16 protein-coding genes and 2 pseudogenes are annotated in these 19,993 nt (G+C 72.2%); 9 read left to right on the top strand and 9 right to left on the bottom strand.

Features of this window, described 5'->3' with window-relative positions:
- Positions 1–32 precede the first annotated feature (32 nt).
- The 3 genes from ACWDZ4_RS01365 to ACWDZ4_RS01355 form a co-directional block, all read right to left on the bottom strand.
- A complete protein-coding gene (locus tag ACWDZ4_RS01365; protein ID WP_451506398.1) occupies positions 33–281 on the bottom strand; it encodes a chaplin in 249 nt (82 codons plus the stop codon).
- A gap of 138 nt (positions 282–419) precedes the next feature.
- Positions 420–1,082, bottom strand: a complete 663-nt coding sequence (locus tag ACWDZ4_RS01360) for a response regulator (RefSeq protein WP_451506397.1) — start codon at positions 1,080–1,082, stop codon at positions 420–422.
- On the bottom strand, positions 1,075–2,259 hold the full coding sequence (locus ACWDZ4_RS01355; protein ID WP_451506396.1) for a GAF domain-containing sensor histidine kinase: 1,185 nt from the start codon (positions 2,257–2,259) through the stop codon (positions 1,075–1,077). Before ACWDZ4_RS01355 ends, ACWDZ4_RS01360 begins: the two co-directional genes overlap by 8 nt.
- 194 nt (positions 2,260–2,453) lie before the next feature.
- Here ACWDZ4_RS01355 and ACWDZ4_RS01350 point away from each other — a divergent pair.
- The 3 genes and pseudogenes from ACWDZ4_RS01350 (at position 2,454) to ACWDZ4_RS01340 (ending at position 5,384) form a co-directional block, all read left to right on the top strand.
- Positions 2,454–3,192: pseudogene (locus ACWDZ4_RS01350) on the top strand (SDR family oxidoreductase).
- 23 nt (positions 3,193–3,215) lie between these two features.
- Positions 3,216–4,389 (top strand): annotated as a pseudogene (locus tag ACWDZ4_RS01345) (S-adenosylmethionine:tRNA ribosyltransferase-isomerase).
- A 239-nt stretch (positions 4,390–4,628) separates the two neighbouring features.
- Positions 4,629–5,384, top strand: a complete 756-nt coding sequence (locus ACWDZ4_RS01340; RefSeq protein ID WP_451506395.1) for a transglycosylase SLT domain-containing protein — start codon at positions 4,629–4,631, stop codon at positions 5,382–5,384.
- Positions 5,385–5,485: 101 nt separating this feature from the next.
- Here the strand turns inward: ACWDZ4_RS01340 and ACWDZ4_RS01335 are convergent, their stop codons facing one another.
- Positions 5,486–8,119 (bottom strand): FHA domain-containing protein, encoded by a 2,634-nt coding sequence (locus tag ACWDZ4_RS01335; RefSeq protein WP_451506394.1) that lies wholly within the window; start codon positions 8,117–8,119, stop codon positions 5,486–5,488.
- A gap of 469 nt (positions 8,120–8,588) precedes the next feature.
- On the opposite strand from ACWDZ4_RS01335, the gene serB reads away from it, so the two are divergent.
- Positions 8,589–9,806 carry a phosphoserine phosphatase SerB gene (gene serB, locus ACWDZ4_RS01330; RefSeq protein WP_451506393.1) on the top strand — a complete coding sequence of 406 codons (1,218 nt, stop codon included), beginning with the start codon at positions 8,589–8,591 and terminating at the stop codon, positions 9,804–9,806.
- A 102-nt stretch (positions 9,807–9,908) separates the two neighbouring features.
- On the opposite strand, the gene ACWDZ4_RS01325 is transcribed toward serB, so the two are convergent.
- From ACWDZ4_RS01325 to ACWDZ4_RS01310, 4 genes are all read right to left on the bottom strand, one after another.
- A complete protein-coding gene (locus ACWDZ4_RS01325) occupies positions 9,909–10,427 on the bottom strand; it encodes a SixA phosphatase family protein (RefSeq protein ID WP_451506392.1) in 519 nt (172 codons plus the stop codon).
- Between the two features lie 83 nt (positions 10,428–10,510).
- A complete protein-coding gene (locus ACWDZ4_RS01320; protein ID WP_451506391.1) occupies positions 10,511–10,714 on the bottom strand; it encodes a hypothetical protein in 204 nt (67 codons plus the stop codon).
- 162 nt (positions 10,715–10,876) lie between these two features.
- On the bottom strand, positions 10,877–10,993 hold the full coding sequence (locus ACWDZ4_RS01315; RefSeq protein WP_451506390.1) for an SGM_5486 family transporter-associated protein: 117 nt from the start codon (positions 10,991–10,993) through the stop codon (positions 10,877–10,879).
- A gap of 42 nt (positions 10,994–11,035) precedes the next feature.
- Entirely contained in the window at positions 11,036–12,376 is a 1,341-nt protein-coding gene (locus tag ACWDZ4_RS01310; protein ID WP_451506389.1) for a CynX/NimT family MFS transporter, read from the bottom strand.
- Between the two features lie 81 nt (positions 12,377–12,457).
- Between ACWDZ4_RS01310 and ACWDZ4_RS01305 the strand changes: the two genes are divergently transcribed.
- Entirely contained in the window at positions 12,458–13,135 is a 678-nt protein-coding gene (locus tag ACWDZ4_RS01305) for a FadR/GntR family transcriptional regulator (RefSeq protein ID WP_451506388.1), read from the top strand.
- A gap of 132 nt (positions 13,136–13,267) precedes the next feature.
- On the opposite strand, the gene ACWDZ4_RS01300 is transcribed toward ACWDZ4_RS01305, so the two are convergent.
- A complete protein-coding gene (locus ACWDZ4_RS01300) occupies positions 13,268–13,630 on the bottom strand; it encodes a hypothetical protein (protein ID WP_451506387.1) in 363 nt (120 codons plus the stop codon).
- A gap of 197 nt (positions 13,631–13,827) precedes the next feature.
- Here ACWDZ4_RS01300 and ACWDZ4_RS01295 point away from each other — a divergent pair, with 197 nt between their 5' ends.
- The 4 genes from ACWDZ4_RS01295 to ACWDZ4_RS01280 all read left to right on the top strand — a co-directional run bounded on the left by ACWDZ4_RS01295 (position 13,828) and on the right by ACWDZ4_RS01280 (position 19,927).
- Entirely contained in the window at positions 13,828–15,219 is a 1,392-nt protein-coding gene (locus tag ACWDZ4_RS01295; protein WP_451506386.1) for an amidohydrolase family protein, read from the top strand.
- Between the two features lie 124 nt (positions 15,220–15,343).
- Positions 15,344–16,786, top strand: coding sequence for a nucleobase:cation symporter-2 family protein (locus ACWDZ4_RS01290; protein ID WP_451506385.1), 1,443 nt, complete (start codon positions 15,344–15,346; stop codon positions 16,784–16,786).
- A 17-nt stretch (positions 16,787–16,803) separates the two neighbouring features.
- Complete coding sequence (locus tag ACWDZ4_RS01285; protein ID WP_451506384.1) at positions 16,804–17,568, top strand: GntR family transcriptional regulator; 765 nt, start codon at positions 16,804–16,806, stop codon at positions 17,566–17,568.
- A 61-nt stretch (positions 17,569–17,629) separates the two neighbouring features.
- On the top strand, positions 17,630–19,927 hold the full coding sequence (locus ACWDZ4_RS01280) for a molybdopterin cofactor-binding domain-containing protein (protein ID WP_451506383.1): 2,298 nt from the start codon (positions 17,630–17,632) through the stop codon (positions 19,925–19,927).
- Positions 19,928–19,993 lie beyond the last annotated feature (66 nt).

Raw genomic sequence — 19,993 nt, 5'->3', positions numbered from 1 at the left:
GGGGCCGGTGGTCACCGCCCGGCCGGAATCGGTCAGCGGTTGATGCCGTCGTTCCCGAAGGCCGGGTTGAGGGCGCCGATGACGTTGACGGTGTTGCCGACAACGTTCACCGGGGCGTGAACCGGGACCTGGACCAGGTTGCCGGAGCCGACGCCCGGGGACTGGACGGCCTTGCCCTGGGCGTGCGCGCCGCCGTCGGAGGCGGAGGCGGCGCCGGCGCCGGCGGCGAGGAGGCCGCCCGCGACCATGGTGACGGCAGCGGCCTTCTTCAGGTTCTTCACTTCAGGATCCTCCTAGACGTCGCTGCGGCCGGCCGCCGCAGCACGTCATGAAAAACGCCCGGAGACCCCTCGGGATGCGCCATTCGGGGGACATACACCCGACAGTATGAATCTCGGTCCGGGGCGCAGATCGTCCGCTTAACCCGTAATCCCATGCCGGACGGCCCACAACGCCGCCTGGGTCCGGTCGGAGAGGTCCAGTTTCATCAGGATGTTCGACACGTGGGTCTTGACGGTCTTCTCGGAGAGGACCAGCGCGCGGGCGATCTCCCGGTTGGAGCGGCCGTCCGCGATCAGGGTCAGCACTTCCCGTTCCCGTTCGGTGAGCGTGCTCCCCCGGCCCGTGCCGCTGTTCCCGTCCTCCTGGGAGAGCAGGGCGCCCGCGACCTCCGGCTGGAGGAGGACATGGCCCGCGTGTACGGAGCGGATCGCGCCGGCCAGGGCGTCCGGGTCCACGTCCTTGTAGACGTAGCCCGAGGCACCGGCGCGCAGGGCGGGTACGACGGTGCGCTGTTCGGTGAAGCTGGTGACGATCAGGACCTTGGCGGGGTTGGCGAGTTCGCGGAGCTTGCGCAGGGCGTCGATGCCGTCGGTGCCGGGCATCTTGATGTCCATGAGGACGACGTCGGGGCGGAGTTCCTCGGCGCGGGCCACGCCCTCGGCGCCGTCCGCGGCCTCCCCGACGACCTCGATGTCCTCCTGGATCTCCAGGAACGTGCGCAGGCCGCGGCGTACGACCTGGTGGTCGTCGACCAGCAGGACGCGGATTCCGGTCTTTGACGGTCGTGCGGCCTCATCCACCGGGGACCTCCATCTCGATCGTGGTGCCCTTGCCGGGCGCCGATTCCACAGTGAGCCTGCCGCCCGCGCCGTCGGCGCGGTCGCGCATCGAGACCAGGCCGAGGTGGCGGCCCGCTCTGCGTACGGTCTTCGGGTCGAAGCCGCTGCCGTCGTCCGTGATCCGCAGGCGGGCGCCCTGGCCGTTCTTTTCCAGTACGACGTCGACGTGGGCCGCGCCCGAGTGGCGCAGCGCGTTGTGCAGGGCCTCCTGGGCGACGCGCAGGAGGGCTTCCTCCTGGGCCGCGGGCAGGGCTCGTACGCCGGAGCTGGTGAAGGTCACCCGGGCCGTGTGCGCGCGGTCCATGACCTGGATCTGGGTGCGCAGGGTGGCGATCAGGCCGTCCTCGTCGAGGGCCGCGGGGCGGAGCTCGACGACCGCGGCGCGCAGTTCGTCGGCCGCCTCGGCGGCGAGCGCGGCCACCTGCTGGAGTTCGCCCTTGGCGCGGCCCGGGTCGCGGTCGACGAGGGCGGCGGCGGCCTGGGCGGTCAGGCGCAGGGAGAAGAGCTTCTGGCTCACGGCGTCGTGCAGCTCGTGGGCCAGGCGGGAGCGTTCCTCGGCGATGGTCAGCTCGCGGCTGCGCTCGTAGAGGCGGGCGTTGGTCAGGGCGATCGCGGCGTGCTGGGCGAGCATGCCGAGCAGTTCCTCGTCGTCCTCGGTGAAACCGCAGGCGCCGTCGGGCTTGGGGCAGCGCTTGTTGGCGAGGAAGAGCGCGCCGATGACTTCGTCGCCGTCGCGGATGGGCAGGCCCAGGAAGTCGGACATGTCGGGGTGCGCGGCGGGCCAGCCCTCGAAGCGGGGGTCCTTGCGTACGTCGGCGAGGCGCTCGGGGGCGGCGCCGTGCAGCATCGCGGCGAGGATGCCGTGCTGGCGGGGCAGCGGGCCGATGGCCTTCCACTGCTCCTCACTGACGCCGTCGACCACGAACTGGGCGAAGCCGCCGTGGTCGTCGGGGACGCCCAGTGCGGCGTACTCCGCGTCCAGGAGCTCACGGGCGGAGGCGACGATCGTCTTGAGGACGTCGCGCACTTCCAGGTGCCGGCTCATCGCGAGCAGTGCGGTGCTCACGGCGGTGAGGCCGGAGCGCGGGGAAGGGGTCTCCCCTGCTCGAACGGGACGGCGAGCTCGGGGGTGGTTCATGTGATCACCGTACCGGTGGGGTGCGGCGGTCGTATCGGGCTTGGGGCGGCCTGCGGCCGGGGCGCAGGGCGTAGGCCGAAGTGCCCTGGTGCGGTGGGACCGGCGCAGGAGGCGCCGGGCGGGGGCGGGTTCCTGCGTCGAGGGCACGCCGGTGCGGCGAAGGTACGGCGAAGGGGACGAAGGGGATGTCTGCCATGCCGGCTGTGATCGTCACGGGGCCTCGAAGGGACGGGGCGGACGCCGGGGACGGCGCTCGCGGAGCGGAGCGGGGCTGGGACCTGGTGCTGGACGCCAGGGCCGGGGCCGTGCGGGAGGACGCGGCGCGGGAGGCGCGCCAGTACGGGACGCGGGTGGTGGCCGTGGCCGGGGACGTCGCCGACGCCGCGCACCGGGTGGGGCCGGTGGCCGGCGCGCGCGGGTTCGGCGGGCTGGATCTGCTGGTGGACAACGCGAGCGCGCTGGGTACGGAGCCGCTCGTACGGCTGGAGGCGCTGCCGCTGGAGGGGCTGCGGGCGGCGCTGGAGACGAGTGTGGTGGCGGCGCTCGGGCTCGTACGGGAAGCGCTGCCGCTGCTGCGGGATGCGGGGGGGGGCGCGGTGGTCTCGGTGGGTTCGGACGCGGCGGGTGGAGGCGTACGGGGCCTGCCTGGGGCGGGTACGGGGCTTCGAAGGCGGCGCTCGACCAGCTTTCGGCGGTACTGGCGCAGGAGGAGCCGGGGCTGCGGGTACGGGCGGTCGATCCGGGCGACATGCGGACCGGCCTGTACGCGGCGGCCGTACCGGACGACGACGCGTGGCGGCCGTACCGGACGACGACGCGTGGCGGCCGGAACCCGGTGCCGCGGTCCCGGCCTTTCTGCGGCTGCTCGACGAGCGGCTCGCGAGCGGGCGGTACACGGCGTCGGCGCTCCTGGAGGGGGAGGCGGCGCGGTGAAGGGGGCGGGAAGGGCGCCGGCCGTGCTCGGCGGAGTGCGCGTACCGGAGGGGCTGTCGGCGCGCGTGCCCGCGGAGGAGCGCGGCTCGGGGCGTGACGATGTCCGGCTGCCGGTGTCGCGGGGTACGGAGGTCGCGCACCACGCGTTCCGGGAGCTGACCGGGCTGCTGCGGGCCGGGGACGTACCGGTGGTGAAGGTGAATACGTCGGCCACGCTGCCGGCGGCGGTGGGCGGGTGGGTCGGGGCGGGCCCGGGTTCCGCTTTGGCTTCGGTCTCCGCTTCGGTCTCCGCTTCGGTCTCCGCTTCGGTCTCAGCTTCGGTCTCGGGGAGCCGCGTGGTGGTGCACTTCTCCACCGAGAGGGACGACCGGCGCTGGGCCGTCGAGCTCCGCAGCCCCTTGGAGACGGGGCCACGCGACCGCGGCGCGGCGGGCCGGCGGGGACCGTGGTGGGGCCGCCCGGCGGCGGACGGCCGGCGCTGGAGGAACCGGCCGGGCCCGGCGGGGACCGGTTGTGGTGGGCGCGGGTGACCGTCGTGGGCGCGCGGGACGTGCCGGGGCTGCTGCACCGGTACGGGCGGCCCGTCCGGTACGGGTACACGGAGCGGAACCAGCCGCTGTCGGCGTACCAGACGGTCTTCGCGCTGCCCCGCCCCGACGGGGCGGGCTCGGCGGAGGTGCCGAGCACGGGGCGGCCCTTCCCGGCGGGGATGGTGGCGTAGCTGGTGAGCCGGGGCGTGCGGTTCGCGCCGCTCGCCCTTCCCACGGGCGTCGCTGCGGCCGAGGCGCCCGAGCCGCCGCATCCGGAACGCTTCGAGGCGCCGGCCGCGACGGCCCGGCTGGTGAATGCCGCGCGGGCAGCGGACGGGAGGGCCGTCGCGGTCGGGACGACGGCGGTGCGGGCGCTGGAGTCGGCGGCCGGGCCCGACGGGGTGGTGCGTGAGGCCGCGGGCCGGACCGCTCTGGTGGTCACCCCGGAGCGCGGCGTACGCGTCGTGGACGGGCTGTCGACCGGGCTGCACGAGCCGCAGGCGTCGCATCTGCTGATGCTGGAGGCGATCGCGGGGCGGGCCGCGCCGGACCGCGGTTGCGCCGAGGCGCCGAGGCATCTCCACCTCTGCACGAGTTCGGCGGCGTACCCCTCGTCCTCCCGGAGGAGAGCCCTCACGCTGGGCATCGCAAGAGCAACTATTGGTGAGATCGCCGGGCGCCCCGTGTGAGCCCGCGCATAGGATCCACGTCACTTACGAAGGGGCCTAGTGGATAGCTAAGGGGCGTTTGGGCGGGGTATCGCCCGGCACCAGGCAGGTGTGCAAGGGTCCCGGTCCACTACCGGGGATCGTACGTCACACCTTTGCCACAGGATTTTGCGGACGCTAACAATGGCTGCCGTCGCACCGTCTCCGCGGCTTCCGCTACTCGAAGAGGTACGTCTGCATGTCCGCTTTCCGCGCTCTTGGTCATGGTCGTCTGAACAAGAACCACAAGTTCTCGATCGCCGGTGTCGCCACTCTCGGCGCCGCCGCCCTCACGTTCTCACTCGTCCCGGGCAACGCATCCGCCGAGGCCGACACGCAGACCGTCGCCGCCGCCCCGGTGGCATGGTCGGCGGCTGCCGGCAGCGCCCAGGCCAAGACGGTGCACACGAGCATCACGCAGCAGCAGGTCGGCGCCGACCGGATGGCCAAGGCCGTGGCCGACGCGAGGGCGAAGGCCGACGCGAAGGTGGCGGCGGCGGCCAAGGCGAAGGCCGACGCCAAGGCCGCGGCTCAGGCCAAGGTGAAGGCCGCAGCCGAAGCGAAGGCCGCGGCGAAGAAGCGCGCCGACGAGCAGGCGGCCGCGAGCCGCGCCGCCGCGCGCAAGCCGGTCTACGCCAACAACCTGGACGGCTGGATCCGCGAGTCGCTGGCCATCATGAAGAAGCACGGCATCCCCGGTACGTACGAGGGCCTGCACCGCAACATCATCCGCGAGTCCTCCGGCGACCCGCGCGCGATCAACAACTGGGACATCAACGCCCAGAACGGCATCCCGTCGAAGGGCCTGCTCCAGGTCATCAAGCCGACCTTCGACGCGTACCACGTCCCCGGTACGCCGCACGACCAGTACCACCCGGTCGCCAACATCACCGCCGCCGCCAACTACGCGGCCGACCGGTACGGCTCCATCGACAACGTCGACAGCGCCTACTGAGGCTGACTGACACGAGCGGGACATGCGGGAAGGGCGGCACCTTGTGAGGTGCCGCCCTTCCGGCGTTCGTCGCGCGTCGTACCGCGGTACCGGCGCGCCCGTTACTTGCGCATGACCTCGGGCTCGTGGCGGCGCAGCAGGCGCACCACCACGAAGCCGCAGAGGACGCCGATGCCGAGCAGTACGCCCATGTCGGCCGTCCACTGGCCGGCGGTGTGGTCCCACAGGGCGTCGAGGTTGTCCGGGTCCCAGGGCGCGACGACGTTGAGCTGCGCCGTGGTGCCCAGGGCGGCGACGGCCCAGCGCGACGGCATCAGCCAGGCGACCTGCTCGATGCCGGGGCTGTCGTGGAGCTGGAAGAGGACACCGGTGAAGACGAGCTGGACGATCGCGAACATGACCAGCAGCGGCATGGTCTTCTCGGCGGTCTTCACCAGGGCGGAGATGACCAGGCCGAACATCATCGAGGTGAACCCGAACGCGCTGATGACCAGGGTCATCTCGACGACCGGGTACTCCTCGAAGAGGACACCCTCGGCCGGCAGCTTCGCGCGGGCGCCGAAGCCGATCGCCGCGAGGATCACGCCCTGCAGGGCGGTGATCGCGCCGAGGACGATGACCTTGGACATGAGGTACGCCGAACGGGAGAGGCCGGTGGCCCTTTCCCGCTCGTAGATGACCCGTTCCTTGATCAGCTCACGGACGGAGTTGGCGGCGCCGGAGAAGCAGGCGCCGACCGCGAGGATCAGCAGGATCATGCCGGCGTCCTTGTTGATCAGCCTGTTCCTCTCCGGGCCGAAGCCCAGACCGCTGTCCGCCGGGATCACGGTACTGACGATGCCCAGCACCGCCGGGAGGATCAGCATGAGGCCGATGAAGCCCTTGTCGGAGACGATCACCGACACGTAGCGGCGGATCAGGGTCCACAGCTGTGAGCCCCAGCTCTGCGGCTTGGGCGGACGCATCTGCTGCGGGGACGGCATGTGTACGGGCTGCGCGGCGACGGCGTCGATGTCCGCGGCGTACATCTGGTAGTGCTGGGAGCCGCGCCAGCGGCCCGCCCAGTCGTAGTCGCGGTAGTTCTCGAAGGCGGAGAAGACGTCGGCCCAGGTGGTGTAGCCGAAGAAGTTGAGGGCCTCCCCGGGCGGGCCGAAGTAGGCGACGGACCCGCCGGGCGCCATGACCAGGAGCTTGTCGCAGATCGCGAGCTCGGCCACGGAGTGCGTGACCACCAGGACCGTACGGCCGTCGTCGGCGAGGCCGCGCAGCAGCTGCATGACGTCGCGGTCCATGCCCGGGTCGAGGCCGGAGGTCGGCTCGTCGAGGAAGATCAGCGACGGCTTGGTCAGCAGCTCCAGGGCCACGGAGACGCGCTTGCGCTGGCCACCGGAGAGGGAGGTGACCTTCTTCTCCTTGTGGATGTCCAGCTTGAGTTCGCCGAGGACCTCGTCGATGCGCTGCTGGCGCTCGGCCTCGGTGGTGTCGGCCGGGAAGCGGAGCTTGGCGGCGTACTTGAGGGCCTTCTTGACGGTCAGCTCCTTGTGCAGGATGTCGTCCTGCGGGACCAGACCGATGCGCTGGCGGAGCTCGGCGAACTGCTTGTACAGGTTGCGGTTGTCGTAGAGGACGTCGCCCTGGTTGGCGGGCCGGTAGCCGGTGAGTGCCTTGAGCAGGGTGGACTTGCCGGAGCCCGAGGGGCCGATGACCGCGACGAGCGACTTCTCCGGTACGCCGAAGGAGACGTCCTTGAGGATCTGCTTGCCGCCGTCGACGGTGACGGTGAGGTGGCGGGCCGAGAAAGAGACCTCGCCGGTGTCCACGAACTCTTCGAGGCGGTCGCCGACCAGGCGGAACGTCGAGTGACCGACGCCCACGATGTCGCTGGGGCCGAGCAGCGCGGTGCCGGACTTGGGGATCGGCTGACCGTTGACGTACGTGCCGTTGTGGCTGCCGAGGTCGCGGATCTGGAACCGGCCGTCGGGCGTCGCGGTGAACTCGGCGTGCAGGCGGGACACCTGGAGGTCGGAGACGACCAGCTCGTTCTCCAGCGCACGGCCGATCCGCATCACGCGGCCCATGGACACCTGGTGGAACGTCGTCGGGCTGCGGTCGCCGTACACCGGCGGAGTCCCCGCGGCACCGCCGGCCGGGCCGCCCTGCTGGTGCGGCACCTGCGCCTGGTGGGGCATCTGGGCCTGGTGGGGCGCCTGCTGCCACCCCTGGTGGGGCTGGCGGGGCTGGTGGGGCTGAGGTTGCTGGGGATTCGGGCTCTGCGCGTCCTGCGGCCGGTGCTGCTGGGGCGGCGTCTGGGCCGCCCGGCCGGGAGCGCCCTGCTGGTGCGGGGCCTGCTGGTGCGGGGCCTGCTGGTGCGGGGCCTGCTGGTGCGGGGCCTGCTGGTGCGGGGCCTGCTGCTGGGCCATCGCGCCCTGCCCGCTGGGCACGCCCGCGCCCGAGAGACTCAGCCGCGGGCCGTCGGTGGCATTGCCCAGGTGCACTGCCGAGCCGGGGCCGATCTCCATCTGGTGGATGCGCTGGCCCTGCACGTACGTGCCGTTGGTGCTTCCGTGGTCCTCGATGACCCAACTGCGGCCGCCCCAGCTGACGGTGGCATGCCGCCACGAGACCCTGGCGTCGTCGACCACCACATCACCCTGCGGATCACGTCCGAGGGTGTACGACCTGGACGGATCGAGCGTCCAGGACCTTCCATTCAATTCCAGTACGAGTTCCGGCACTCCGCGCCCCACTAGTTGTCCCCCGAGTTACCCCCGTCGCAGGGAGTCTAGGGATGCTGAACATCGTGAGGAACTATTTCAGGCCCGGCCCCCGATGAGAAAGCCGGGCTTGCGAAGTGCGTGTGCGGGCCGCCCGCCGCCCCGGGAAAAATGCTCCCGTAGAGGGGGAAGCACCCATGAGTCCGTACGGATCATGTGCGATACCGACAGCCCGGGACAGTCCGGCACGGATCGGAGCCCTGATGAGTGCGAGCGGCGGCGGTGGTCCTCGGGGCGGGTGGTCCGGCCGGTCCGGCCGGCGATGTCCCGGCGTCCGGCCCCGAGGGCGCGGAGGCGATGCCGACCGTCGACATCACGCCACTCGGAGTGAGGCCGGCCCGGGGGCCGGGGCCCGGGGCCTTCCCCCGCGTGTCCGGTCCTCGGGACAGGAGGTGAGGGCCGGGAGAGGGCCCGATACGGTAGAGACATCATGAGCGCATCTCAGCCCAGTCAGTCCACTGACGCTGCCCCCACCCTCCTCGTCAAGATCTTCGGGAAGGACCGCCCCGGGATCACCGCCGGGCTCTTCGACACGCTGGCCGCCTACTCCGTCGACGTCGTCGACATCGAGCAGGTCGTCACCCGTGGCCGTATCGTCCTGTGCGCCCTCGTCACCGAGCCGACCGTGAGCACCGCCGGTGAGCTGCGTGCCACCGTGCACAGCTGGGCCGACTCCCTCAAGCTCCAGGCCGAGATCATCTCGGGCACGGGCGACAACCGTCCGCGCGGCAGCGGGCGTTCCCACGTCACCGTGCTCGGGCACCCCCTGACCGCGGAGTCGACCGCCGCCATAGCGGCCACGATCACCGGGACCGGCGGCAACATCGACCGGGTCTTCCGGCTGGCCAAGTATCCGGTCACCGCGGTGGAGTTCGCCGTCTCCGGTACGGAGACCGAGCCCCTGCGCACCGCACTCGCGCTGGAGGCCGCGGAGCTCGGGATCGATGTGGCCGTGGTGTCGGCCGGGCTGCACCGGCGCGCCCAGCGCCTCGTCGTGATGGACGTGGACTCCACGCTCATCCAGGACGAGGTCATCGAGCTGTTCGCGGCGCACGCGGGCTGCGAGGACAAGGTCGCCGAGGTGACCGAGCGGGCGATGCGCGGCGAGCTGGACTTCGAGCAGTCGCTGCACGCGCGCGTCGCGCTGCTCGCCGGGCTCGACGCCGATGTCGTGGACAAGGTGCGGCAGGAAGTACGGCTCACGCCGGGCGCCCGCACCCTGATCCGTACGCTCAAGCGGCTCGGTTACCAAGTGGGCGTGGTGTCGGGCGGGTTCACCCAGGTCACCGATGACCTCAAGGAGCGGCTCGGGCTGGACTTCGCGTCCGCCAACACGCTGGAGATCGTGGACGGAAAGCTCACCGGCCGCGTCGTCGGCGAGGTCGTGGACCGTGCGGGCAAGGCCCGGCTGCTGCGCCGCTTCGCCGCCGAGGCGGGCGTACCGCTCGCGCAGACCGTGGCGGTCGGCGACGGCGCCAACGACCTCGACATGCTGAACGCGGCGGGCCTCGGTGTCGCCTTCAACGCCAAGCCCGTCGTACGCAAGGCGGCCGACACCGCCGTGAACGTGCCCTTCCTGGACACCGTGCTGTATCTGCTCGGCATCACGCGGGAAGAGGTCGAGGCCGCCGACGGCCTTGCGGAGTGAGCGGGCGAGCGGGCGAGTGGGCGGTGACGTGAAGGCCCCGGTGCGGACTGGTCCGCACCGGGGCCTCTGCTCGTACCGCTCGTACCGGGAAGGGCGTCGCGCTCAGTCGTGCGGGGCCCAGTAGTCCAGGAGCTTGCCCACGTCGTGCTCCACCGTCTTCCAGGAGCCGGTGAAGCCGATGATCGCGAACGACGCGGTCGGGAAGCCGCTCCTGCTCATGCGGGCCAGCGCGTCGCCCTCGCCGGAGCCCGCGAGGGCGTCGGCGGCCGCGTGCATACCGGGATTGTGTCCGACGACGAGGAGGTCGTTCACGTCGTCCGGGGTCTCGTTCAGGAGCGCGAGGATCTCGCCGAGGGTGGCCTCGTACAGCCGCTCCTCGTAGACGGTCTTGGGGCGCTGCGGCAGTTCCTGTACGGCCAGCTTCCAGGTCTCGCGGGTCCTGGTCGCGGTCGAGCACAGAGCCAGGTCGAAGGTGATGCCCGTGTCCGCCAGCCGGTGTCCGGCGACCGGGGCGTCCATGCGGCCCCGGTCGGCGAGCGGCCGATCATGGTCGGACACATCCGGCCAGTCGGCCTTCGCGTGCCGGAGTAGGACGATCCTGCGGGGTGTATCGACGCTCATGCATCCCAGCTTCGCATGAATCGTGCCACGGGGCGCAGAGTGTTGAAGGGCTCCCCCAGCACGGGTGAACGGGGTCCGGGCGGCTAGTGGGACAGGGTCTGCTGGATGCGCTCCACGAGGTGCGCGACCGCCGGATCGCCGGCCGCCGCGTGTGCCTGGCCGGGCCCGGCGATGAGGAGGAGCAGGACGGCGAAGGCGAGGGCGGGGAGGACGAGGGCCCACCAGGGGAGGCGGACGTCGACGCGGGAGGCCGGGGGGTGGGTCCGGGTGTGTGCGCGGGCCGCCATGGCCGCCTCCGTCGTGTCGTCCGGCTGATGTACGTCGAACCTACGGAGTGCGGGCGCACGAACCCATCCGGTGATCCACCCACTTCACCCTGACCCTGGCCCCCTAGGGGGTGGTGGGGACAACCCCACCGTCGGGCCCACCGTCGGGCCCGACGTCGGAGCTCACGGCGAGGCCAGGGACGCGATGATCGCGATGATCACCGTGATGCCGAGCATCGCGCCGAGCACGAGGAGCAGCTTCTTCTGGCCGTTCTGGGGGTGGGGGTCGAGTACAGGCATACGGCCAGTCTCGCACCCTTTGCGCGTCCGGATCCGGCCGGGTCAGCGGAGCTCTTCCTCGATGGTGCGGTTGCGGCCGGCCAGCGCGCCGACCACGATCTGCGGCACCATCAGGCCCGCCATCAGGGCGATCGGCAGGCCCCAGCTGCCGCTGTGCTGGTAGAGCACGCCGACCAGCAGCGGTCCGGGGATCGAGATCAGGTAACCGGTGCTCTGGGCGAAGGCGGAGAGGCGGACGACACCCGCGCCGCTCTTCGCCCGCATGCCGATCATGGTCAGGGCCAGCGGGAAGGCGCAGTTGGAGACGCCGAGCAGCAGGGCCCACGCCCAGGCTCCGGAGGCGGGGGCGAGGTAGAGGCCGGCGTAACCGAGGAGGCCGCAGAGGCCGAGGACGGCGACGATCGGGCCCTGGGTGCGCATGCGGGAGGCGACGCGGGGGATGACGAACGCGAGCGGGATGCCCATCGCCATGGTGACGGCGAGCAGCACACCGGCCGTGCCCGCGGAGACTCCCGCGTCGCGGAAGATCTGCGGCATCCAGCCCATGGTGATGTACGCGGCCGTGGCCTGGAGGCCGAAGAAGCAGGCGAGCGCCCATGCCGTACGGCTGCGGGTGATGCTCAGGGTGGGGGCGGGGGCGCCGCCGTGCTCCTGGGCGGCCGCCTGATCCTTGTGTTCCCCGGGCGCGCGGGTGCTGGGGTGGCGCGTGAGGAGGAGCCAGGGCAGTACGGCGACGGCGGCCAGGGAGCCCCACACCGCGAGGCCGGTCTGCCAACTGCCGCCCAGCGCCTGGGTCAGGGGAACGGTGGCGGCCGCGGCGAGCGCGGTGCCGAGCGCGAGGGCCATCGAGTACAGCCCGGTCATCTGGCCGACGCGGTCGGGGAACCAGCGCTTGACGATGACCGGCATCAGGATGTTGCTCAGCGCGATGCCCATGAGGGCGAGCGCGCTGGCCGCGAGGAATCCGGCGGTGGCGCCCAGATAGGGGCGGATCAGCAGGCCGGCCGCGATGGCCGCCATGCCCGCGCAGACGATCGCGCCGGGACCGAACCGGCGGGCGAGCCGCGGGGCGGTGAGGCCGAAGACCGCGAAGCACAGCGGCGGTACGGAGGTCAGGAGGCCCGCGACGCTGCCGCTCATGCCGAGTCCGGCGCGGACCTCTTCGAGGAGCGGGCCGAGGCTGGTGATGGCCGGGCGGAGGTTGAGCGCGGCGAGGACGAGTCCGAGGATCACGGTCCGGGTCACCCAGACCGGCCGCTTCCGCTGTTCTCTCGGTGCGGACGGTACGGAAACGGGGCTCTCCGCGGGATCGGCCGGTGCGGTGGGAGCGGCGGGAACAGTGGGGGCGGCGGGGCTCAGGGTCCTGGTCTCGTCGTCGGGCATGGAACCATCATAGAATCATGGGATGATTGGTTGTCCACTTCTCCGAACCCGTCCCCGGATCCCGCGCGAACGAGGAGCACCATGGCGTTGACCTCCCCCCGGCGTTCGGCCCTGGCCGACCAGGTGATCACCGAGCTGCGCAACCAGATCACCTCGGGCGAGTGGCCCGTGGGCTCGCGCATCCCGACCGAGCCCGAGCTGGTCGAACAGCTGGGAGTGGCCCGCAACACCGTCCGCGAGGCGGTGCGCGCGCTCGCGCACAACGGGCTGCTGGACATCCGGCAGGGTTCCGGTACGTACGTCGCCGCCACCAGCGAGCTGGCCGGCGTCATGCACCGCCGGTTCGCGGACGCCGACCCCCGCCACATCGCGGAGCTGCGCTCGACCCTGGAGTCCTCGGCGGCCCGGCTGGCCGCCGAGCGGCGGACCGAACGGGACGTACGGCAGCTGGACGCGGTGCTCGCGCGGCGCGAGGAGGCGTGGGCCTCGGGCGACGCGGAGCTCTTCGTCCGCGCGGACGCGACGCTGCATCTGGCCGTGGTCGCCGCCTCGCACAACGACGTACTCATCGGGCTCTACGCCGACCTCGGTGACCTGCTGCGCGACTGGCTGCGCGACGACGTGGGGCAGGAGCTGCGACCCGAGGACCACATGGACCACGGGCGGCTGATCGAGGCGATCCGCGCGCGGGACGCCCAGACGGCGGCCACCGAGGCGGCTGGGTACTCCTTCAAGTGCCTCGGGGACCGGGTGCGGTAGGGGCGTCGGCCCGGTAGGGGACGGCGGGTGCGGTAGGGGCAGGCGCGGTGGGCGGCTGGGCGGCTGGGCGGCTGGGCGGCTGGGCGGCTGGGCGGCTGGGCGGCTGGGCGGCTGGGCGGCTGGGGGAGGGTGCTACATCCGGTGGTGGCTGACCCAGGCCGCGCGGACTTCCTTCCAGCAGCGGTCGGTCAGCCGCACCGTCTGCGCCGGGCCCACCTCGACGGGGGCGCCGTCCGCGTCGAGGTCCCACCAGCGTTCGCACTCGGTGTGCAGGCGCACCAGGTCGGTCTCGGGATACGGGTTGTGGCAGTACGCCACGACACGGGAGCCCTCGACGGTCGTCCAGCAGGTGGAGCCGGAGAGCGCGGACACGGTCTCCTCCGGGGTCTGCCGCCCGGGGTCCGCCGCGCGCTCGGCGAGGGCGGGGGCAGCCAGTCCGGCCAGGGCGGCCAAGGACAGCACGCCGGCTGCCGCTCGACGGTTCGACGGGCGCACATGCGCCACCTCCTCCCCACAGAGCGCCGGGTACGTCCCGGTTTCCTCAGTCTGCGGGGAGTCGCCGGTCTTTTCGACTCGGGGCGGATCGGGGCGGATCGGGACGGGATCGCGCGCGGAGGGTTGACAGGTCAGATGGCCTGAATATGTTACATGCAACATGGAGCATGCCCGGCGCCGAGCCTTCTGGAGGACCCATGCAATGCGATCTTCTGCTGTCCGGCGGGCGGGTGGTGACCGTGGACGACGAGCGGTCCGTGTACGAGCCGGGATCGGTCGCCGTCACCGGCGACCGGATCGCCGCGGTCGGCCCGGCCGGTGAGATCGACGCCGCCTGGCAGGCGGCCCGTACCGTCGACTGCCGGGGCCGGGCCGTCGTCCCCGGCTTCGTCGACGGACACACCCACCTCTTCCAGGCGCTGGCCCGCGGCCTCGGCGAGGGGCTGTCCATCTGGCCCTGGCTCTGCGAGTTCATGTGGCCGTACTCCATCGCCGTCGACCCCGAGGACGCCCGGGTCGCGGCGACCCTGGGCGCGGTGGAGGCGCTGCGCTCGGGCATCACCACCGTGATCGACAACCACTACGCGCCGACCGACCCCGAGACCGTGCTCGCCGTCGCCCGCGCCGTCGAGTCGACGGGACTGCGCGGCGCCGTGGCCCGCGGGATGATCGGCCACCGGACGGCGGTCGCGGCCGCCCGCGGCCTGCCCGAAGCGCTCTTCCGGTACTCCGTCGAGGAGGAACTGGCCCTGACCCGGGAGTGCATGGAGCGCCGGCCGCCGCGGTCCACGGTGGAGATCTGGCCCGCGCCGCTCAATCTGAGTTACGTCGACCAGGACCTGGTCAGGGGCGCCGCGGAGCTCGCCGCCGAGTTCGGTACGCGGTGGCACACGCACTGCAGCGAGGGGGCGAAGGACCCGGCGAGCTACCTGGAGGCGTACGGCGTCAGGCCCGTCGAGTGGCTGGCCCGCGAGGGGCTGCTCGACGGACGTACGACGCTCGCGCACGCCGTCTGGCTGGACGAGGCCGAGGTCAAGCACATCGGCGAGCGCCGGGCCGGGGTCTGTCACAATCCGGCGTCCAACGCGTACTTGGCGTCGGGTGTGATGCGGCTGCGCGAGTTGCGGGATGCGGGCGCGGTGGTGGCGCTGGGCACCGACGGGCCGAGCGCGGGCCACCGCCAGGACATGTTCGAGGTGATGAAGCAGACGCTCTTCGGGCAGCGTCAGCACACCCTGGACCCGGCGGCCGCGCGCTGCGAGGAGGCGCTGGAACTGGCCACCCGCGAGGGCGGCCGCTACGCCGGCACCGGAGCCGGCCGGATCGGTGCCGGGGCCCCGGCGGACCTCGCCGTCGTCGCGCTGGACCGTCCGCATCTGCGGCCGCTGCACCGCACGGTCGCCGCGCTCGTGTACTCGGCGCGCGGCTCCGACGTGGAGATGACGGTCGTCGGCGGCCGGGTCGTCTTCGAGGACGGCCGGTGCGTGCTGGTCGACGAGGAGGCACTGCTCGACGAGGCGCAGGAGCGGGCCGAACGGCTGGTCGCGCGGGCCGGTTTCGAAGCGCTGGCCCTCCCCTGGAACCACTGACCGCAGCCACTGACCGGAACGGGAACCACCGAACCGCCCCCGCCTCACCCCGGCTGCCCGTCCGCGGCCCCGTACGTGCGCACACAGGAGCCCCCGCCGTCCGGCGGGTGGAGGGAGAACGCACATGTCCCGCAAGGAAGTTCAGGACGGTACGGACGGCAAACGCCGCGGCGGACGGGAGGACGATCCCGTCGAGGCGGTGCCTTCTGCCTGGCGGCTCGCCGTGTACGGGCTCCAGCACGTGCTCGCCTTCTACGCCGGCGCCGTGGTCATGCCCCTGCTGGTGGCCGAGGGCATCGGCCTGAGCGGTGACGACATCGGACTGCTCGTCAACGCCTCGCTGCTGACCTGCGGTCTCGCCACCCTGCTCCAGTCCGTCGGACTGCCCGGGGTGGGGATCAAGCTGCCTGTCGTGCAGGGTACGTCGACGACCGCCGTCCCCTCGCTCGTCTCCGTGGGGCTGGCGGCGGGCGGGGCGCAGGCCGGGCTGCCGACGGTCCTCGGCGCGGTGATCGCGGCGGGTCTCGCGCTGTTCGTCATCGCGCCCGTTTTCAGCAGGCTGGTGCGCTTCTTCCCGCCGCTGGTCACCGGCACGATCGTGACGATCGTCGGGATCACCCTGCTGGCGGTGGCGGCCCGCCAGGTGGGCGGCGGGGACCCGAGCCAGGAGACCTTCGGCTCCCCCGCCCAGCTGGGGCTCGCCGCCGTGACGCTGGTCGTGATCCTGCTGCTGCACAAGTTCTCCCGGGGCTTCCTGGCCACTGTCGCGGTACTGGCCGGACTGTTCGTCGGGACCGTCGTGGCGGCCCTCGCGGGGAAGACCGACTTCTCGGGGATCGGCGACGCCTCGTGGGTGGGCATGGCGGCTCCGCTGCACTACGGAACGCCGCGCTTCGAAGTGATCGCGGTGCTCTCGGTCTTCATGGTGATGGTCATCATCGCGGTCGAGTCCATCGGGCAGTTCTTCGCGGTCGGCCAGATCGTCGGCCGTGAGGTGGACGGCCGGCAGGTCACCCGGGCGCTGCGCGCGGACGGGCTCGCCACGGCGGTGGCCGGCGTGTTCAACTCCTTTCCCAGCACGGTGTATTCGCAGAACATCGGGCTGATCCGGCTGACCCGGGTGAAGAGCCGCTGGATCGTCGCCTCGTCCGGCGTGATCATGCTGGTGCTGGGTCTGGTGCCCAAGGTGGGCGCGGTGGTCGCTTCCATGCCGGCCTCGGTGCTGGGCGGCGCGACCATCGTGCTGTTCTCCACGATCGCGGTGGTCGGCGTGCAGATCCTGGTCCAGGCGGACCTCACCGACCAGCGGAACACGATCGTCGTCGCGGCGAGCATGGGCATCGGCTTCCTGCCCACCGCGTTTCCGCAGTTCGCCGAGCAGATGCCGAACCGGCAACTGCATGCGCTGTTCGAAAGCGGCATCATCCTCGGCACCGTCACCGCGGTGCTGCTCAACGTCTTCTTCCACCATCTGCGGCTGCCGGGGCGGTGGAAGAAGGCTGCACGACCCGTTGACCCGCCGAAATATTACATGCAACATGAAGACCACGCGAAGGACACGGCGTGAGAGGGAGCGGGGCAGGCATGGTGACAGAGAGCGCGGCGAGTGCGGTGGGCGCGGCAGGCGCGGCAGGCGCGGAGAGCGCGGTGAACCCGATCGCGGCAGGCAGCCTGCTGGCGGACCGGGCGTACGAAGAGCTCAAGAGCGCCGTACTGGCCAACCGGCTGCGGCCCGGCGACGCCCTGTCCGTGCCGGCGCTCGCCACCGGGATGGGCATCAGCCGCAGTCCCGTCAGGGAGGCCGTGCAGCGGCTCATCCACGACGGCCTCGCCTCCCATGTCCCGCACCGGGGCGCGGTCGTCTCCACCGTCGACGTCGAGGACGTACGCCAGCTGTACGCCGTGCGCGAGGTGATGGAGGGGCTGGCCGCCCGGCTCGCCACCGAGCGGCTCGACGCCACGGGCGTCGCCGAGCTGCGCGAGCTCCTCGAGCAGCACGAGCGGGTGGTGGCCTCGGACTTCGAGGAACAGGCCCACATCGAGATGGACATGGCGTACCACCGCCTCATCCGCGAGGTGGCCGGCAACCCCCACCTGACCGCCGCCCTCGACACCATCCAGGGCAAGGCCCATCTGGCGCTGCACTCCCTGTGGCGCAGTCCCGAGGCGCCGCGCCTGGCCGTCCAGGAGCACCGCCGGATCTTCGAGGCGATGACCTCGGGCGATCCGGACGCCGCCGAGCACGCCGCCCGCGAGCACATCAGGCGGCTGCGGATCCGGCTGTCCCAGGCCGTGGCGAACGGCCCCGACCCCCGGGGCGCGTCGGCCGGAGTCCGTCCGGTCGGCTAGCACGGCGCGCCATCACGTACGTCGCACAACCCCCCGCCCAGTGGAAGGGAAGTGATCGATCGTGAGCACCGCCACCGGCACCACCGGCACCGCCGCCGGCACCGGCACCGGCATCCGGCAGGGGGTGGGCGAGAGCGCCCTGCGGCCCGACGGCCGGCTGAAGGTCGAGGGGGCCTTCGCCTACTCCTCCGACCTGCACCACGAGGGCATGGTCTGGGGCGCGACGCTGCGCAGCCCGCACCCGTCGGCCCGGATCGTCACGCTGGACGCGAGCCGGGCGCGCGCACTGCCCGGCGTGGTGGCGGTTCTCACGCACGAGGACGTACCGGGAGAGCCGCTGTACGGCATGAAGGTCGCCGACCAGCCCGTCCTCGCCGCCGGCCGCGTCCGTTACCAGGGCGAGCCGGTCGCCCTGGTGGCCGCCGACCACCCCGAGACCGCCCGCCGCGCGCTGCGCCTCATCGAGGTGGAGTACGCCGGACTGCCCGCCCTCACCGATCCCGAGGACGCGGTGCGGGGCCTGGGCCCGCTGGTGCACGAACGGCGGGCCGACGGGAAGAGCGGCAACGTCGTACGTCATGTCCGCATCCGGCACGGCGACATGGACGAGGCACGGCGCCTCGCCGAGGTGGTCGTGTCCGGTGTGTACGAGGTCGGCATGCAGGACCAGGCGTTCCTGGGCCCCGAGTCGGGGCTCGCGGTACCCGCCGACGACGGCGGGGTGGACGTGTACGTCTCCACCCAGTGGATCCACGACGACCAGCGCCAGATCTGCTCGGCGCTCGGACTGCCGCCGGAGAAGGTGCGGCTGACGCTCTCGGGGGTCGGCGGGGCCTTCGGCGGGCGCGAGGACGTGTCCGTGCAGATCCACGCGGCGCTGCTCGCGCTGCGCACCGGGCGGCCGGTGAAGATGAGCTACCACCGCGAGGAGTCCTTCTTCGGGCACGTGCACCGGCACCCGGCGAAGATGTGGTTCGAGCACGGGGCGACGCGGGACGGGAAGCTCGTCCACGTCAGGGCGCGGCTGCTGTTCGACGGCGGCGCGTACACCTCCACCTCGCAGGTCGTCATCGCCAACGGCTCGTACTTCGCGGCGGGCGCCTACGACGTGCCGCACGTCGAGATCGACGGCTTCTCCGTCTTCACCCACAACCCGCCGTGCGGGGCGATGCGCGGCTTCGGCGCCGTGCAGTCGTGCTACGGCGTCGAGTCCAACCTCGACAAACTGGCGCGGGCCCTGGGGATCGAACCGGTGGAGCTGCGCATCCGCAACGCCATGACGACCGGGACCGTACTGCCGACGGGCCAGGCGGTGGACGGCCCGGCGCCCGCGGCAGAGCTGCTGGAGCGGCTGCGGGACCGCCCGTTGCCGGCCGCCGGTGCCGGTGCCTTCGCGCTGCCCGGCGGGCTCAGCAACACCACGCGCGGCGAAGGCGTCCGGCGCGGCGTCGGTTACGCGATCGGGGTCAAGGCGATCGGGTTCTCGGGCGGGGTCGACGACCGGTCGGTGGCGCGGGTGCGGCTGTCGCTGGCGGGCGGCGAGCCCGTCGCCGAGATCCACACCTCGGCCGCCGAGTGCGGCCAGGGCATCGTCACCGTCCAGGCCCAGATCGCCCGTACCGAGCTGGGGGTGGACCGGGTGGTGGTGCTGCCGGCCGATACGCGGGTCGGGGACGCGGGGTCGGCGTCCGCGTCCCGGATCACCTGGATGAGCGGCGGGGCGGTGCGGGGCGCGTGTCTGGCCGTACGGGAGAAGCTGGCGGGGCGGGGGGACGGGCCGCTGGTGGAGCTGCTCGCCGAGGGGCCGGTGGAGGTGGAGTACGAGTACGGCCACCGGCGTACGTACCCGGTCGACCCGGAGCGCGGGCAGGGTGACGCGCACATCGCCTTCGCGTTCGCCGCGCACCGGGCGGTCGTGGAGGTCGACACCGACCTCGGGCTGGTGAAGGTGGTCGAGCTGGCCACCGCGCAGGACGTCGGCAAGGCGATGAACCCGCTGGCGGTGGAGGGGCAGATCGAGGGCGGCAGTGCGCAGGGGCTGGGACTGGCGCTGATGGAGGAACTGCACGTCAAGGACGGGAAGGTGCTCAATCCGTCCTTCACCGACTACCTGATCCCCACCATCGCGGACATGCCGTCCGTGCCCATCGACCTTCTCGAACTGCCGCACCCCGACTCGCCGTACGGCCTGAACGGGGTGGGCGAGCCGCCGACCCTGTCCTCCACACCGGCCATCGCCAACGCGCTGCGTGACGCGACGGGCCGCGAACTGGCCAGGGTGCCGGTGCGGCCGGACGACTTCATCGGCTCAGGCGACTCCACCGGACCCACCGGCCCCACCGACGGCGAAGGGAGGTGATGCGGGCCCGCCCCCGGGTCCCCCGACGGTTCGGCATCGCAACCGGAACCAACAGGGAAAGGAACA

The sequence above is a fragment of the Streptomyces sp. NPDC003016 genome (genome assembly GCF_053591455.1).
This window is presented reverse-complemented; position numbering and strand designations above follow the sequence as displayed.

Coding starts and splice junctions, on each gene's coding strand:
- ACWDZ4_RS01305 (WP_451506388.1), top strand. CDS start 12,458: ATGGCGTTGACCTCCCCCCGGCGTTCGGCCCTGGCCGACCAGGTGATC.
- ACWDZ4_RS01295 (WP_451506386.1), top strand. CDS start 13,828: ATGCAATGCGATCTTCTGCTGTCCGGCGGGCGGGTGGTGACCGTGGAC.
- ACWDZ4_RS01315 (WP_451506390.1), bottom strand. CDS start 10,993: ATGCCTGTACTCGACCCCCACCCCCAGAACGGCCAGAAGAAGCTGCTC.
- ACWDZ4_RS01290 (WP_451506385.1), top strand. CDS start 15,344: ATGTCCCGCAAGGAAGTTCAGGACGGTACGGACGGCAAACGCCGCGGC.
- ACWDZ4_RS01285 (WP_451506384.1), top strand. CDS start 16,804: ATGGTGACAGAGAGCGCGGCGAGTGCGGTGGGCGCGGCAGGCGCGGCA.
- ACWDZ4_RS01340 (WP_451506395.1), top strand. CDS start 4,629: ATGTCCGCTTTCCGCGCTCTTGGTCATGGTCGTCTGAACAAGAACCAC.
- ACWDZ4_RS01320 (WP_451506391.1), bottom strand. CDS start 10,714: ATGGCGGCCCGCGCACACACCCGGACCCACCCCCCGGCCTCCCGCGTC.
- serB (WP_451506393.1), top strand. CDS start 8,589: ATGAGCGCATCTCAGCCCAGTCAGTCCACTGACGCTGCCCCCACCCTC.
- ACWDZ4_RS01355 (WP_451506396.1), bottom strand. CDS start 2,259: ATGAACCACCCCCGAGCTCGCCGTCCCGTTCGAGCAGGGGAGACCCCT.
- ACWDZ4_RS01310 (WP_451506389.1), bottom strand. CDS start 12,376: ATGCCCGACGACGAGACCAGGACCCTGAGCCCCGCCGCCCCCACTGTT.
- ACWDZ4_RS01325 (WP_451506392.1), bottom strand. CDS start 10,427: ATGAGCGTCGATACACCCCGCAGGATCGTCCTACTCCGGCACGCGAAG.